Here is a 15,316-nt window from a genome sequence, read left to right as displayed (position 1 = left end):
TCTATTTAATCCTGATAAACTATGTCATCAACGCTTTCTTTTCTTTGTATTTCTACTTATTTTAAAGGGAATGAGTTTTTGCGAGCTTGTAAACAGGCTGGAAACAAGGTGTATTTATTGACGAATAAAAAGCTAGAGCACAAACCTTGGGTTCGAGCATTTATTGATGAAATATTTTACGTTGAAGAAAAAGCGGACGGTTCCATTGATATGAACGAGGTAATTTTAGGCTTAGCCTATATGATGCGTTCAAGAAAGGTAGATAGAATTGTGGCTTTAGATGATTTTGATGTAGAAAAGGCTGCCCATTTACGAGAACATTTCCGTATTCCGGGCATGGGACAAACTACTAGCCGACATTTTAGGGATAAATTAGCTATGCGGATGAAAGCTGAGGATGCAGGGATAAAAGTACCTATGTTTTCAAGCTTGTTTAATGATAATGATATTTTTGAATTTACTCAGAAAGTAACCTATCCATGCGTTATAAAACCTCGTTCAGAGGCCTCTGCTACAGGTATCAAAAAAGTATATAATTCTGAACAGTTGTGGGAGGTAGTTCATTATTTGGGCGACCGTCGCCATGAATATTTGGTTGAACAATTCAAGCCTGGAGATGTATTTCATGTGGATTCAATTTCTTTACATGGAGAATTTGTATTTACGCGTTCAAGTCAATACCTATCAACGCCGATGGAAGTGGCACATGGTGGAGGTATTTTCCGTTCGGTCACTGTGCCTATTGGTTCAGAGCTCGACCTTGCCCTACAAGAAGCTAATGCCCAAGTAATGAAAGCCTTTGGCATGAATTATTCTGCTACTCATTCAGAGTTTATCAAAGACCATGAAACGGGTGAGATTATCTTTTTAGAAACGGCGTCAAGGGTAGGAGGGGCGAACCTAGCTGAGATGGTCGAAGCCTCATCGGGGATTAATCTATGGCGAGAATGGGCAAATATTGAAACGGCTGTAGCTAAAAAAGAAGAATATACGTTGCCGCCTGTTGAAAACAACTATTCGGGAATTATTATTTCTTTAACTAGACAACAATATCCCAATTTAGCAGGGTTTGATGCGCCAGAGATTTATTGGAGAATGAACGAAGAGTATCACATAGGTATGATTGTGAAATCTGAAAGCCGTGAAAGAGTCATTGAAATTTTAAATGATTATGCTCAGCGTATTTATCAAAATTTTCATGCTTCGGCTCCTGTTCCAGATAAACCAACACATTAAAAATGTCTTAAAATCACTAGAGAGGGACTTAAGTCCCTCTCTAGTGATTTTACTATAACTGCATTCTTATTTGCGTTTACTCTGGTACAAATGCACTGGAATTTTATTATCGCTTTCTTCGCTGATGGTATAAAAGCTTGAGCCATCGTAGCTAAAACTAATGCCTTCTCCCTGTGGTTCGGCTGTATAGGGCAACAAACTAGCCGCACGCTTTAAGGCTGACGGAATACTTTCATTGGTTTGGCGTCTCCAGTGAAATACTTGTAGATAGTTCTTGATAAGTATTTCTTGATTATCGGCAGAAATACTCCCATCTGTAATATAAAATCCTTGATTGTTGGCTACTGAAAATGAAACCTCTTCTACAAATTCGGCCGTAATTGTTTGCGAAAAAGACTGTGGATAAGGAATCCGATAAAGGCGTTGGTTTTTTTCTCTTTTGCTTAATATGTAAATATCCTTCGTTTCTTGGTCGATTAACATACACTCAGCATCTTTTGCACCATCAGGATATTTAAACGTAATTTTTTGAACGTTAGTCAATGTGTTAACACTTGGCGTATTCGCTGCAATAGTAGGTTCAGCTACTTTATAAATAGCATATTCGTCATATTGAGCATTGTTATCACCAATCTCGCCAACGTACAAATACGAACCTTCTGGAAAAGTAACGCTCGAAATAGCCTCCCAGTCCCTATTTGTAGCACCTTGTAAATAAAACTCATACAAGCCTTTACCTGCTTTATCCATCAAAAAAATACGATTGCTATCACCACTATCATTGTGAGTCCAGAGGTATCCTTTGTTTGTCTGACTTGCTATTAAACCTGAGGCTTCGTCGATAGCCTTGTTTTCGATAAGTCCTAAGTCTGTCGGGTTATCAAAATTGTCACTAATCGTAATCGGGGTAGGTTTTTCTTCACACGCCACTAACGATAATAGCAATAAGAAAATAAGCTTATTCATTTTCCTTTAAAGAGGGCTTTTCTTCTTCCTCCACTTTAGGGGTTACTTTTACTTTCTTGATTCTACGAGTATCTACGGAAGAAATTCTGAATTTATATTTGTCATACTCCACTTCTTCTCCAGCATGAGGCAAACGAGTAAACAACTCAATCAAAAGACCCGCCAATGATTCACTATCGCCTCGGGCCTTATCAAAATAATCATTATCTACACTTAGTGCACGACATACATCATTCAAAGAAACTTTGCCTTCAAATTCAAAAGAGCCATCATTTAATTTTACATAGCCCAAATCTTCTACATCCGACTCATCATGAATATCACCTACTATTTCCTCGATAATATCCTCCATTGTCACAATCCCTTCTGTTTCACCATATTCGTTTACTACCACGGCCATGTGCACTCTTTTTTCTTGGAAATCGTACAACAAGTCGTCAATCTTTTTACTTTCTGGAATGAAAAAAGTTTGGTGTAGTAAATCTTGCCATTTGAAATGCTCGTCTTTTTCCAGATGTGGCAAAAGGTCTTTGATATATAAAATACCCTCTATTTTATCAACAGTTTCTTTATAAACGGGCACACGCGAATAACCAGATTTGTTGATTTTATCCATCAATTCATGGAAATCAAAAGCAATATCAAAGGCCGTAATATCTCTTCTCGAACGCATTACGCTTTTGGCGGAGGTACTCCCAAAATTTACAATACCTTTTAAAAGGTCTTTTTCTTGTTCTGATGTGTCTTTGCCTGTTGTAATCTCTAGGGCATGGTTTAGCTCGTCGGCAGTAATGGTATACCCCTTTCGTTCTACTCTTTTTTCAATAATATTACTGATACCTAGCAATAGCGAAGATAGAGGTTGGAAGATGATTGTAGCAATTTCTAATAAAGGAGCCGTTATTTTAGCAAAGCGGAGGTTGTTTTGCTGAGCCCAAACTTTCGGTATTAGTTCCCCAAAAAAAGTAATGATAAAAGTCACCCCAACCAAAAGGACTAAGGTAGCTACTAAGCCTTCTTTTTCTTTTTCGCCTACTACTTGTTCGGTTACATAAGTAGCAATAGTGATAAAGGTAATGTTTACTAGATTGATGGAAATTAATAAAGTAGCTAGTAGTAGCTGTGGTTTGTCTAGTAATTTAGAGATTTTTCTTTCAGTACCACTATCGCTTTCACGGCAAGAAGCACGTTCGTCAGAAGATAATGAAAAGAATGCGACTTCAGAGCCAGCCAACAAGGCTGATAATATTAATAAGCCTAATAGAATCAACGCATTGATTCCATAAACGCTGTAAGATGAGGTGCTTTCAACTTGGGCTAAAAGCACCAAAATCGGGTGAGGTTCGTCGGATAATCGGGTTTCCAAAATATAATGGGTTTTAGTGCTTTAGTGATTAATTGGTAATGATTGGTAATTAATTGTTTTGATATTTTTGTCTGATAGTTCTGAAAGCAAACATACTAATTACCAATCTTCAATCACTAACTAACTTATAATTTAAAATGGTAAATCATCACTATCGTCACTACCAGTATTGCTACTGAATTCAGGAGTCGGAGCAGGCGTTCTTTCTGGTGCAGGGCGTGATTGTTGCGAAGGCACTGCCTGAGCACTTTCAGAGCCTCCCTCATTGCTTCTGCCACCTACCAAAGTCATAGAAGTTCCTCTAATCTTAGTCGCTTTTCTTACGATATTATCTTTGTCAGTATATTCTTCAGTACGAATTTTACCTTCAACATATACAGAATCTCCCTTGTGGAGGTATTGCTCTGCAATGTTGGCTAAATTATCCCAAAGTTCTATTCTATGCCATTCAGTTTGTTCAACTCTCTGTCCATCTCTGTTATTATAAGCTTCAGAAGTTGCTATACTAAAAGTTGTTACTTTAGAACCACTAGGGAGTGATCTTACTTCTGGGTCAGCACCCAATCGTCCTAGCAGAATTACCTTATTTACGCCAGCCATTTTTTAATTGTTTTTAAAAGTTTGAGAACCTATGTGAATTTAATGAAAAACAATTCAAGTTACAAATTTGTCGATAGGAACTGATATTATATTTTATCGTTAAATATCTACAAAAAGTTCAAATTGCGCACCTATTTTCTATTAAAATACAAACTCTTTTAAGTAATTATTGACCAAGGTTGATTTTGGTAAATCATCTACTTCATTGAGGCTGTACCATTCAAGTTCTTGAGGCAAATCTACAAGAAAATTTTCTTGTACTTCTAGATGCCAAAATTTCGTTTGTATGCGTTGATGAGTAAGTATATGAGTGTATGTGATTGATTCTCTTTTGATTAATGATTTTTTCATCAGGTCAGTCAAGAACATATCTTCAGTAGCAAGATACAATAAATCTTGAATATTTTCTTCACATTCCTTTAGATAAAAATCATACATTCCTTCCCAAACATCTCTTCCTTTTCGTTTACGCATGGCAAAATTACCATTTTGTTCAATGATAAAGTAATTAAAAAAACGTTCTTTTACTTTTATCTTTTTAGATTTTACAGGAAGTACCCCCACACGGCCAGTAGCATAAGCAATACATTCCATTGAAAGTGGGCAAAACATACAATTGGGCAAAGCAGGAGTACATTGTAATGCTCCGAACTCCATAATGGCTTGATTGTGCATAGCCGAATTATCATCAGGCAATACACTTTCGGCTAATTGGGTAAATACTTTTTTGGCATCCTTCCCCGAAATATCGGTTGTTTCACCAAATACCCTTGCGAGTACTCTATACACATTGCCATCCAGCACAGCTACTTTTTCGCCTGAGGAAAAAGAGGCAATGGCAGCGGCGGTGTAAGTACCAATTCCTTTTAATTTTAATAATTCTGAATACTTTTTTGGAAATATACCGTTATAATCTTCAACAACCATTTTGGCTGTTTTGTGTAGATTCCTTGCCCTTGAATAGTACCCCAAACCCTGCCAAAGCCTTAATACTTCGTTTTCTTCGGCATTGGCTAAGTCTTGAATAGTAGGGAAGGCATTTACAAATTTATAGTAGTAAGGCATGCCTTGTGCTACCCTAGTTTGTTGAAGAATAATTTCAGATAACCAGATGTAATACGGGTTTTGGGTGTTTCGCCAAGGTAAATCTCGTTTGTGTTGAAGATACCAATTCGTAATTTTTTTTGAGAAAAAATCGTTTTTCAAAGGATGAGTAGTTTGTTTGTTCGCAAATAGACTTTTGTACTAAAAATGACTGAATTTATTGTTTTTCCAAGAAATTAATCTAAAAATTGATATTCGAGAACGGATTTAAGTTTTGGCAATCGGCTAACAATTAAGCAATTACGAAAAAAAAGTTCGGATAATATTTTTTTGTTTCTTTCATAATTCAAACCAAAGCCGTACCTTTGTGACCCTTAATAATCAAGGGGTTACGAAAGTAATGATTTCATCACTAAAATCAAGGTGAACTCTACCGTTATTTTCAATGCTGAAACGCAACCAATCATTATTTGTTTAACATATTTTTTATTAATCCTAAAATTTTCAATAAAGTGACTAAAGCAGACGTAATCGCAGAAATTTCAGACAAGACTGGTATCGACAAAGCAGATGTATCAAGTGCAATTGAGTCTTTCTTTTCGGTAGTAAAAGACAACCTTTCAAATGGTGAACCAATTTATGTAAGAGGTTTCGGAAGTTTTGTAAACAAGAAAAGAGCACACAAAATCGCTCGTAATATCTCTAAGAATACTTCAATCGAGATTCCAGAACACTTTATTCCTAGTTTCAAACCTGCAAAAACTTTTGTAGAACAGGTTAAATCAAACGCAAAATAGATTAAGTTTAGTTGTCTGTTCAAATTCTTTGTTATCCGTGTGAAACACTTTAACAGTAATTGGGGTTTTTAAAATTTACCTTTACAGATAAATTAATAGCTTAAAAACTAAAAAAATCATGCAAAAGCCTTTTATCATTATCATCGTTATTGCCTTCGGATTGGTTGGAGGTTTATACAGTTTACCAAAAGTAGTTGTGAACGATGAGAAGAGAAAGTTGGAGCAAACTTCGGAAGAAACCCCTGCACCAACTGCCAATCGCGATAAAATGGCAGCATCTAAAACACAAGAAAGTGCCGAAAGCCATGGTGCTACATTGAGTGTTGAACAGCAACGTGTGATTGCGCAATTGAAGGGGAGTTATTTGAATGGTAGCACAGCGAAAGTAAAAATGAAGGCGGCAGACGAATTGATTGCCAAATTTGTAGAATATACTCGCTTTGACAGTGCCGCTTATTATGCTGAGGAAGTAGCCAACAAAATCGAACCCTCAGAGACGAATTTGATGAAAGCAGGTAATTTGTATTACGAAGCATTTACCTACTCGCTTCAAGCAGAAAAGACTACAGTGTTAGGGGAAAAGGCCAGAGAAATTTTTAGTAAAGTTTTGGCAAAAAATCCTGAAAACTTGTTGGCTAAAACCAACATGGCAATGACTTACGTATCTACTTCGACCCCTATGCAGGGTATTACGATGTTGAGAGAAGTAATTGCAAAGGAACCAGATTATGAACCAGCTTTGTTCAGTTTAGGCATACTTTCTATTCGTTCAAATCAGTTTGGAAAAGCAGTTGAACGCTTTAAACAAATTTTGAAGAATAACCCGTCTAATTCAAAGGCAGCTTTGAATTTGGGATATTGCTTAGCTGAGTTAGACAGAAAAGAAGAGGCTAAAGCTATTCTAGAAAAAGTACTTGCGAATAGTACTGATTCACAAGAAAAAGCTGCAGCTAATGAAATTTTGTCAAAATTAAAGTAATATTGCACTTTGAATATTACTTTTCGAGCTTCTTTAGCATCAGAAATACAAAAACATTAAACATATTTTTAACATTTAAAACCTTTTAGAATCATGCCTTGCGGAAAAAAAAGAAAGAGACATAAGATCTCAACGCACAAAAGAAAGAAGCGTCTTAGAAAAAGTAGACATAAGAAGAAGTAGTTAAGGCATAAGGAAACGGGCAAAGTAAATATTTATTACCAGTCTTTTCCTTTCGCCTTAGTACCCAAAAAACAGGCAGAGTCTCCTATGTGGAATTTGCCTGTTTTTGTTGTTTTTGTGAGATTGATTGCTTGAAAGAAAAGTTTAATTACATAAAGGTTTCATTGTCAGTTTTTTATGTAATTTTCGGTCATGACATTTTGGGGATATGTAGTGATTTTAAAAAAATACTAAGTATTAATTACTAATGCTTTTTGTTTTCTATTTAGTGTTTAATCAGGCTATTTAATAAAATCATTTGCTTAACCAAGATAAGTCACCTTCATTAAAGTCAATTTAAAAATATTAAATTTCAGACTAATTTTAATTAATAATTATCACCCTTTTGTTGTGATAATTCTCCTAATAAAAAATCGATTTTTCCTTTTTTTCTAGGCTCGCACATATCTGGAATTTTCTAAATTTTTAAAGACTTAACGCAAGCATACTCACTACTACGACGTCCTTCATATCTCTTTCATTTCTAAATGCTTTAATCACCTGTGAGTAATGAATTAATTATCAATTCGACTCCCAAAGGTGACCGCATTGCTTTGTTGCAAGACAAGCGTATTGTGGAATACCACTTAGAGGAGTCCGAACCACACTTTTCTGTCGGAGATATTTATCTCGGGACGGTCAAGAAGATGGTAACGGGATTGAACGCTGCCTTTATCGATATTGGCTATGAGAAAGACGCCTTTCTTCATTATCATGATTTAGGTCCGAACGTCAATTCCTTAAACAAATTTACGAAAGAGGTTATCGCTGAAAGATTACAGTCTGGACGATTAGATAACTTTAAGCTAGAACCTGAAATTGACAAGCACGATAAAATTGATAAGGTATTAAGTAAAAATACGCCAATTTTAGTGCAAGTTGTGAAGGAACCTATTTCGACAAAAGGACCTCGATTGTCTTGTGATATTTCTATCGCAGGGCGTTATACCGTCTTAGTTCCTTTTTCAAATGGGGTGAATATCTCCAAAAAAATTACCGCAAAGGCTGAACGTCAGCGTTTACAACGTTTGATGTCTTCAATTAAACCTGCGAATTTTGGAGTGATTGTAAGAACAGTAGCTGAAGGAAAAGAAGTAGAGGAATTGGATAAAGACCTCCGCGAGTCCATCGCTAAATGGGATGCAGGAATGAAAGCACTGAAAAGTGCTAAACCACGTGATAAGATAATCGGAGAGATGAGCCGTGCAACATCAATGTTGCGTGATTTATTAAACGAGAATTTTGATAGCGTTGTCGTTGATACCCCAGAACTGTTTCAAGAAGCCCGCAATTATGTTTCCAATATTGCTCCTGAAAAGGAAAAAATTGTGAAACTTCACCAAGGGAAGAATAAAGTATTTGAACAACTGGGTATCGAAAAACAACTGAAAATGTTGTTTGGACGTTCAGTAAGTTTGCCGCAGGGAGGTTATTTAATTGTAGAACATACCGAAGCTTTGCACGTAATAGATGTAAACTCAGGTAATAAATCTAACAACGAAGATGGCCAAGAAGCAACAGCCCTGAGCGTAAACCGTGAAGCTGCCAAAGAGATTGCTCGTCAGTTAAGACTGAGAGATATGGGCGGAATTATTGTCATTGACTTTATTGATATGAAAAGACCTGAAAACAAGAAATTGATTCAGGATATCATGAAGGATGAAATGAAGACCGACCGTTCTAAATATACCATTTTGCCTTTGACAAAGTTTGGTTTGATGCAAATTACACGTCAGCGGGTTCGTCCTGAAATGAATGTGGTAACAGCAGAAAACTGTCCGACATGTGGCGGAACTGGCAAGATTACGGCAAGTATTGCTATTTCGGATATTATAGAGCATCATCTTGAACATATTCTAGAGAAACAAAACGAGAAAAAACCAACTATTTTACTTCATCCGTTTTTACATGCATATTTTACAAAAGGGTTCCCTTCAATCCGTATGAAGTGGTTCTTTAAATATAAAACATGGGTGAATTTAATTCAGGATACGTCCTTTGGTATTACAGATTTCAAATTTCTGAACGACCATAGCGAGCCAATCGAATTGAATGGATAAACGATAATTACCTGAAAAAACAGCCTGATTTCACTTTGATTTCAGGCTGTTTTTTTTGCCTATATTTGTATAAACTTATGATAGAGATGCCTCAAAAAAATGCTAGAAATTATTGGTGGTTGAATGCCAATCCTCGTATTTGGTCGATAGACTCGCTCAAACCTGAACAAGTACAGTCTTATACTTCGCATAACGAGTTTGACCATAAAAGGCGGATCTATAAATATTTCGAGGCTGTAAAGAAAGGCGATTTAGTGATTGGCTATGAATCTACTCCTGTAAAACAAATAAAAGCAATTTTTGAGATTACAGAAGCACTGCACGTCGACCCTCATTTTGGAGAAATAATTTCTTTCAAACTGAAAGAACGAGTACCCGAACCTATCGATTGGATTGAGCTAAAATCCATTCATTTTTTTAAAGATTCGGAAGTATTAAAGAATAGAAACAATCAAGGAAGTTTATTCAACATTACCGAGGATGAATTTGAGGCTATTCAGGCAATGATTGATGCACAGAAAGAAGCAATGATGGGGGAAGATGTGTTGATACCTTATGAAAAAAAGGATGCTTTAGTTGACCTATTTATGGATGAAGAGCAATTTGAAGAGATACTCGAGACGCTGAAATACAAGAAAAATATTATTCTTCAAGGCTCTCCGGGCGTGGGCAAAACCTTTATTGCTAAGAGGCTAGCTTATACGCTGGTCGGTACTCAGGACGATTCTAGGATAAAAATGGTACAGTTTCACCAGTCATATTCTTATGAAGACTTTATTCAAGGGCTACGACCTGACGGAGAAGGAGGGTTTAAACTTAAAAATGGAGTATTTTATGAGTTTTGTAGACAAGCGCAACGCAATGCAGGGATAGACCATTTTTTTATTATTGATGAAATAAACCGTGGTAACCTGAGCAAAATTTTTGGTGAATTGTTACTCCTAATTGAATCTGACAAACGTGGACGAGCCAACGAAATGCCATTGACTTATGGCGATAAAGACTCTGAACCGTTTTATGTGCCTGATAATTTGTACATCATCGGCACAATGAATACAGCAGATCGCTCTTTGGCAATGATAGATTATGCCTTGAGAAGACGCTTTGCCTTTATTAGCCTAGAGCCACTTTTCAACCAAAAGTTTGTAGCATATTTAGTACAAAAAGGTGTTGAAAGAAATTTTGCTGAAAACATCAGTAAAGTAATCTCACAATTGAATCAAGTGATTGCCAATGATAAAAATCTACAAAAAGGTTTTCAGATTGGGCATAGTTATTTTTCAACTTTTGCGAATGAAGATGATACGCATAAATGGTATCGCAGGATTGTAAACCTAGAAATCGCTCCGCTTTTAGAAGAATATTGGTTTGATAATGAGGATAAAGTAAAGGCTGAGATTAAGAAATTGCTTGAGATTTTTTAGCTTTAAGCTTCGAGAAATGAGCTTATTTAGAAAACTAAAGGATTAATAAAAAAACACTCCGCACTCCGCATTCAAAACTCCTCACTCAAAATGATTCCCATCGAAAACATATATTACCTACTCTGCTATGCTTGGAATCGGCTTGAGGAAAAGGAGCTTATCAATGTTTCTACCATTGAAGTGACAGATTTGCCTAATTTGCTAGCAAGGGTGCTTTTGAAGGGTACAAAATTATTAATTAATCGTGGGCTAGATAAACAATACATTGCCGAACAAAACCTTTATCAAGGCATCAAAGGGAGAGTAGATTTTAATTATTCATTCCGTAAAAATCTATTTCAGCAAGGATTAGCAATGTGCGAGTTTGATGAGCTTTCAGTCAATATTTTATCTAATCAGGTATTAAAAACATCCTTACAACATGTAATAAAGTTGCCAACGCTTGATAGGAAACTGAAAAGAGAGATACAAACTGTTTTGTATCATTTAGCTGATATTGATACTATCACAATCAGTAATGATACTTTTGCGCGTGTACAGATTAATCGTCATAATCAGTATTATCTCTTTTTACTCAATATTTGTGAATTGTTACATCACAATCTACTGATTCACGAAAAAACAGGTGAAGTAAAATTTAAAGATTTTCTGAGAGACGAACGCCAAATGGCTAGGCTGTTTGAAGAATTTGTCCGAAATTTCTACAAGATTGAAGTACCCGAAGCTAGGGTTTTCAGAGAAGATTTACATTGGCAGTTTACAGGTGAACAGATGCAGTTTTTACCTAAAATGCAAACGGATATTTCTGTCAAACTCCCTTCTGACAGAAAGATTATCATAGATGCCAAGTATTATTCAGAAACGCTTCAGCATTTTTATGATGCGGAGAAAATACATTCTCGGAACTTATACCAAATGTTTGCCTACTTAAAAAATCAGCCAAACCTACAAGCTGAAGGGATTTTGTTGTACCCAACCGTTCAGAAAAGTCTGAGTCTTTCTTATACTTACGAAGGGCATCAAATCAGGGTAGAAACTTTGAACCTTAATCAATCGTGGATGGAAATCAAAAACGATTTGTTAAAAATATTAGATAAAAAACAGGATGAGTTAGAACCTCATGCTACATAAATTACTCAAAGCTAATGGCAAAAATCTTTGTTTTTGCATTGAAGATAAAGGACTTTTTTTCATCTTTTACAAAGACATTTACAATATTTGTTTGGTCTTCAAACATATCAACCAATACATCATTCTTAAGTTTTAATCCTGCAATGGCTTCGTTCACAGGTACTTCTAAATAAATCCAAGTAGCATCACCTTCTTTTTCTTTACCAACGTATTGAATCGCCTTTAGTTGATTGGTAGCATTCACCAACATAAAGTGTTTTTTTACATATTGTTCTACCAAAGCATCATTCTTGTCATTATTCTCAATAACAATTTTCTTGTTCTGATTGTCACGTGATATTACCTTCTCTAGGTCGTCTGTAAATACCCTAAGGCTTACTTCAAATCCTTTGCTTTTAGCATTATAACGCATTTCTGTAAGACTCGTATGGAATGCGTGAAAACCAGTATTACTTAGCCTGAAACTGCTTGAAAGGATGATGATTCCTAAAAGGGGGATAAACCGTTTCACAAATGCAGTTAAGCTAAATATCCCTAGCGAGGGACTTAAGTCCCTCGCTAGGGATAAAAAATTGAATTTAATAGTCTTCTTGAAGCCAAAAAAGCCCCTTCTCTGAAGGAGAAGGGGTTGGGTATGGGTTTTTTGTATATTAATATTATTAATTACTATCATTCTATTTGAAAAATGTTTTGAAGGCACCATTTCCTAATACAAAAACCATTAGTCCCAACAGGATTACTGTTCCTACTTGTTGAGCTCTCTCTAATACTTTTTCCGATGGTGGGCGACCAGTGATGATTTCATATAATAAAAACAAAGCATGACCACCGTCTAACGCAGGAATTGGCAACAAATTCATAAATGCCAATGCCATCGAAAGCAAACCTGTAAGCGTCCAGAAATTTAACCAATCCCAGTGAGCACCATACATTTCTGCAATTTCAAAAGGACCGCTCAATGCTTTATCAGCACGAACATCTCCCGCAAAAATCTTTTTAAAGCCTTTTACATTTTTTACTACCACGTCAAAAGCATCGTGAGCACCCATTACAAAGGCCTGTCCGATAGTATAATCCTCGTGAGAGAATTTAATCAAACGTTCCATCGCAAATCCAAGCTTTCCTTCTTTGGTAACAGTAATATCCATTGTATCAACTTTCCCTTGTCTTTCTATCCCAAAAGCTACTTTTTTGCCAGCATATTTTGTTAGACTGTCTTTTAATAACTGATAGAAAACCACAGGTTGTCCGTTCATACTCACAATTTTATCACCTGCTTTCAATCCAGCTTTGTAGGCAGGATATTCTTCTTGTTCGCCAGATTTACCAAATAGTTTACTTAATAATGAGGGCTTTTTTGGTTCGGAAACTAGCGCAATTTTGAAAGGATATAATGGCTGAATGAATTGATCTTTTTGGTCAGACAATTTATTCAAAAAGTCAGATGGAATTACCACTTCAATAATTTTACCAGCCCGCTCTACGGTATAAGAAACGTTATCATCCAAGATAGCACCACCTATTTCGCTATACTCTTTAAAATCTTGTCCGTTTACTTTCAGTACTTTATCGCCAGTTTTAAAGCCAACCTCTTGTGCTAAGCTTCCTGCATAAATACCGTTTTTGTTTAATTCGTCTTTAGAAATATAGTTATTACCCGTTTTATAGTTAATACCAAAGTAGATAACAACACCCAAAATTACGTTAACGATAATACCACCAAGCATCACGATTAAGCGTTGCCAAGCTGGTTTACCACGGAATTCCCAAGGTTCAGGAACGGCAGATAATTTAGAAGCATCTTGGGTTTCATCAATCATCCCTGCAATCGAAACATAACCACCCAGTGGAAACCAACCCAAACCATATTCTGTATCACCGATTTTCTTTTTGAATAAAGCAAAGTTCAGCACCGTAGGTACTGGGAATAAGAAATCAAAAAATAGGTAGAATTTATCAACACGCATTTTGAACCATTTTGCGGTAATATAATGTCCAAATTCATGTAAACTTACTAAAATTGACAGTCCTAAAATTAACTGTCCCGCCATAACTAAACCGTCCATTTGCTAAGTGTTATCTCGTAAAATTTAATTGACTATTTACGATTTGTGTTTTGAGATTTCTTTACTGATTAAATAAATATTGATAAATATCAAACTAGCGTTTGGGCTAGTCTTCGTGTTTCTTGGTCTGTTTGTATATAATCGTCGATACTTGGCTGAGGAATGAATGTTACTTTATTCATACAGTTTTCGATAAGGTCTGGCATCTGTAAAAAGCCGATTTTATCCTGCAAAAATGCTTCAACGGCAATTTCGTTGGCTGCATTCATGATACACGCAAGGTTGCCCCCTTTGTCCATCGCTGTGAAAGCTAATTGCAAGTTACGAAATGTTTCGGTATCAGGTTGTTCAAATGTGAGAGACGGATATTTTGTGAAGTCAAAACGTGGAAAATCCGACTTTAGTCTGTTAGGAAAGCCCAAAGCAAATTGAATTGGCAATTTCATATCAGGCAAGCCCATTTGTGCCTTCATTGAACCATCTTCAAACTGCACCAATGAATGAATAATTGACTGAGGATGAACCACTACTTCGATTTGAGAAGCCTTCAGCCCGAATAACCATTTAGCCTCAATTACCTCTAGCCCTTTATTCATCAAACTGGCCGAATCAATTGTGATTTTAGCACCCATCACCCAGTTTGGATGTTTTAGGGCTTGTGCTTTGGTCACGTTTAATAAGTCTTCCCGTTTTTTTCCTCTGAAAGGCCCACCAGAAGCGGTCAGGATAATTTTTTCGATAGGGTTATGAAATTCACCTACTAAGCATTGAAAGATAGCAGAATGCTCAGAGTCGACAGGGTAGATGTTTACGCCTTTTTCTTCGGCAAGTTTAGTAATTAATTCACCTGCAACCACCAAGGTTTCTTTATTAGCCAAGGCAATGTGTTTGCCTGCTTCAATGGCCTTGATAGTGGGTAATAAGCCAGCATAGCCAACCATTGAGGTAAGTACAATATCAATAGCATCCATTTGAACAACGGCTTCGAGTGCTTTTGCACCAGCATACACCTTGATGCCTGCCGAATCTAGAGCTGAATGTACTTTATCGTATAGATCGTCATTACCAATTACAACACAATTTGGCTTGAAAGCCAAGCTTTGTTCAATCAATAAATCAGCATTGTTCTGAGCAGTTAGTACTTCAACTTCGAAAATGTTTTCGTTTGCTTTTATTACTTCTAAGGCTTGTGTTCCGATTGAACCCGTTGAGCCCAAAATGGCAATTTTTCTTTTTTGCATAAATTATAAGTAGCTATCAGCCATGAGCTGTAAGCTATGAATCTTATTAAGTAACTGAGCGATTTAATGAGTGATTAACACCTTTAAACTGTGGCGAACCGCTCACAAATTATTCTATTTCATTATATCATTTAATTTTTGACTCATTAATTATCAGACAATTCGCTAATAAAATATCAATTAT

Annotated in this window: 13 protein-coding genes; 6 read left to right on the top strand and 7 right to left on the bottom strand. The window is 36.2% G+C overall.

Going from position 1 to position 15,316, the window contains the following annotated elements; genetic code table 11:
* Window positions 1–21 precede the first annotated feature (21 nt).
* Window positions 22–1,236 (top strand): ATP-grasp domain-containing protein, encoded by a 1,215-nt coding sequence (locus VB264_RS04515; protein WP_323247140.1) that lies wholly within the window; start codon window positions 22–24, stop codon window positions 1,234–1,236.
* Window positions 1,237–1,302: 66 nt separating this feature from the next.
* Here VB264_RS04515 and VB264_RS04510 read toward each other — a convergent pair whose 3' ends face one another.
* The 4 genes from VB264_RS04510 to mutY all read right to left on the bottom strand — a co-directional run bounded on the left by VB264_RS04510 (window position 1,303) and on the right by mutY (window position 5,374).
* Window positions 1,303–2,202: a hypothetical protein gene (locus VB264_RS04510; protein WP_323247138.1), complete on the bottom strand. Its 900-nt coding sequence runs from the start codon at window positions 2,200–2,202 to the stop codon at window positions 1,303–1,305.
* On the bottom strand, window positions 2,195–3,568 hold the full coding sequence (gldE, locus tag VB264_RS04505; protein ID WP_323247137.1) for a gliding motility-associated protein GldE: 1,374 nt from the start codon (window positions 3,566–3,568) through the stop codon (window positions 2,195–2,197). The genes VB264_RS04510 and gldE overlap by 8 nt, the downstream gene beginning before the upstream one ends.
* Window positions 3,569–3,700: 132 nt before the next feature.
* Entirely contained in the window at window positions 3,701–4,168 is a 468-nt protein-coding gene (locus tag VB264_RS04500) for a single-stranded DNA-binding protein (RefSeq protein ID WP_323247136.1), read from the bottom strand.
* 141 nt (window positions 4,169–4,309) lie between these two features.
* Entirely contained in the window at window positions 4,310–5,374 is a 1,065-nt protein-coding gene (mutY, locus tag VB264_RS04495; RefSeq protein WP_323247134.1) for an A/G-specific adenine glycosylase, read from the bottom strand.
* A 350-nt stretch (window positions 5,375–5,724) separates the two neighbouring features.
* Between mutY and VB264_RS04490 the strand changes: the two genes are divergently transcribed.
* The 5 genes from VB264_RS04490 (at window position 5,725) to mcrC (ending at window position 11,825) form a co-directional block, all read left to right on the top strand.
* Window positions 5,725–6,009: an HU family DNA-binding protein gene (locus VB264_RS04490; RefSeq protein ID WP_309922569.1), complete on the top strand. Its 285-nt coding sequence runs from the start codon at window positions 5,725–5,727 to the stop codon at window positions 6,007–6,009.
* A 118-nt stretch (window positions 6,010–6,127) separates the two neighbouring features.
* Window positions 6,128–6,988 carry a tetratricopeptide repeat protein gene (locus VB264_RS04485; RefSeq protein WP_309922567.1) on the top strand — a complete coding sequence of 287 codons (861 nt, stop codon included), beginning with the start codon at window positions 6,128–6,130 and terminating at the stop codon, window positions 6,986–6,988.
* Window positions 6,989–7,713: 725 nt separating this feature from the next.
* A complete protein-coding gene (locus tag VB264_RS04480; protein WP_309922564.1) occupies window positions 7,714–9,270 on the top strand; it encodes an Rne/Rng family ribonuclease in 1,557 nt (518 codons plus the stop codon).
* 86 nt (window positions 9,271–9,356) lie between these two features.
* On the top strand, window positions 9,357–10,694 hold the full coding sequence (locus VB264_RS04475) for an AAA family ATPase (RefSeq protein ID WP_323247132.1): 1,338 nt from the start codon (window positions 9,357–9,359) through the stop codon (window positions 10,692–10,694).
* Window positions 10,695–10,784: 90 nt separating this feature from the next.
* Entirely contained in the window at window positions 10,785–11,825 is a 1,041-nt protein-coding gene (mcrC, locus tag VB264_RS04470) for a 5-methylcytosine-specific restriction endonuclease system specificity protein McrC (RefSeq protein WP_323247130.1), read from the top strand.
* Between the two features lies 1 nt (window position 11,826).
* Here the strand turns inward: mcrC and VB264_RS04465 are convergent, their stop codons facing one another.
* The 3 genes from VB264_RS04465 to VB264_RS04455 form a co-directional block, all read right to left on the bottom strand.
* Window positions 11,827–12,336: a DUF6702 family protein gene (locus VB264_RS04465; RefSeq protein ID WP_323247128.1), complete on the bottom strand. Its 510-nt coding sequence runs from the start codon at window positions 12,334–12,336 to the stop codon at window positions 11,827–11,829.
* Between the two features lie 163 nt (window positions 12,337–12,499).
* Complete coding sequence (rseP, locus tag VB264_RS04460; RefSeq protein ID WP_323247126.1) at window positions 12,500–13,891, bottom strand: RIP metalloprotease RseP; 1,392 nt, start codon at window positions 13,889–13,891, stop codon at window positions 12,500–12,502.
* Between the two features lie 89 nt (window positions 13,892–13,980).
* A complete protein-coding gene (locus tag VB264_RS04455; protein ID WP_323247124.1) occupies window positions 13,981–15,132 on the bottom strand; it encodes a 1-deoxy-D-xylulose-5-phosphate reductoisomerase in 1,152 nt (383 codons plus the stop codon).
* Window positions 15,133–15,316 lie beyond the last annotated feature (184 nt).

This window comes from Arcicella aquatica, assembly GCF_034928825.1.
Lineage (GTDB): Bacteria > Bacteroidota > Bacteroidia > Cytophagales > Spirosomataceae > Arcicella > Arcicella aquatica.
The sequence above is the reverse complement of the archived record's forward strand: the minus strand, read 5'-3'. Positions and strand labels throughout refer to the sequence as shown.

Coding starts and splice junctions, on each gene's coding strand:
- VB264_RS04515 (WP_323247140.1), top strand. CDS start 22: ATGTCATCAACGCTTTCTTTTCTTTGTATTTCTACTTATTTTAAAGGG.
- VB264_RS04510 (WP_323247138.1), bottom strand. CDS start 2,202: ATGAATAAGCTTATTTTCTTATTGCTATTATCGTTAGTGGCGTGTGAA.
- VB264_RS04500 (WP_323247136.1), bottom strand. CDS start 4,168: ATGGCTGGCGTAAATAAGGTAATTCTGCTAGGACGATTGGGTGCTGAC.
- VB264_RS04485 (WP_309922567.1), top strand. CDS start 6,128: ATGCAAAAGCCTTTTATCATTATCATCGTTATTGCCTTCGGATTGGTT.
- VB264_RS04475 (WP_323247132.1), top strand. CDS start 9,357: ATGCCTCAAAAAAATGCTAGAAATTATTGGTGGTTGAATGCCAATCCT.
- mcrC (WP_323247130.1), top strand. CDS start 10,785: ATGATTCCCATCGAAAACATATATTACCTACTCTGCTATGCTTGGAAT.
- rseP (WP_323247126.1), bottom strand. CDS start 13,891: ATGGACGGTTTAGTTATGGCGGGACAGTTAATTTTAGGACTGTCAATT.
- VB264_RS04455 (WP_323247124.1), bottom strand. CDS start 15,132: ATGCAAAAAAGAAAAATTGCCATTTTGGGCTCAACGGGTTCAATCGGA.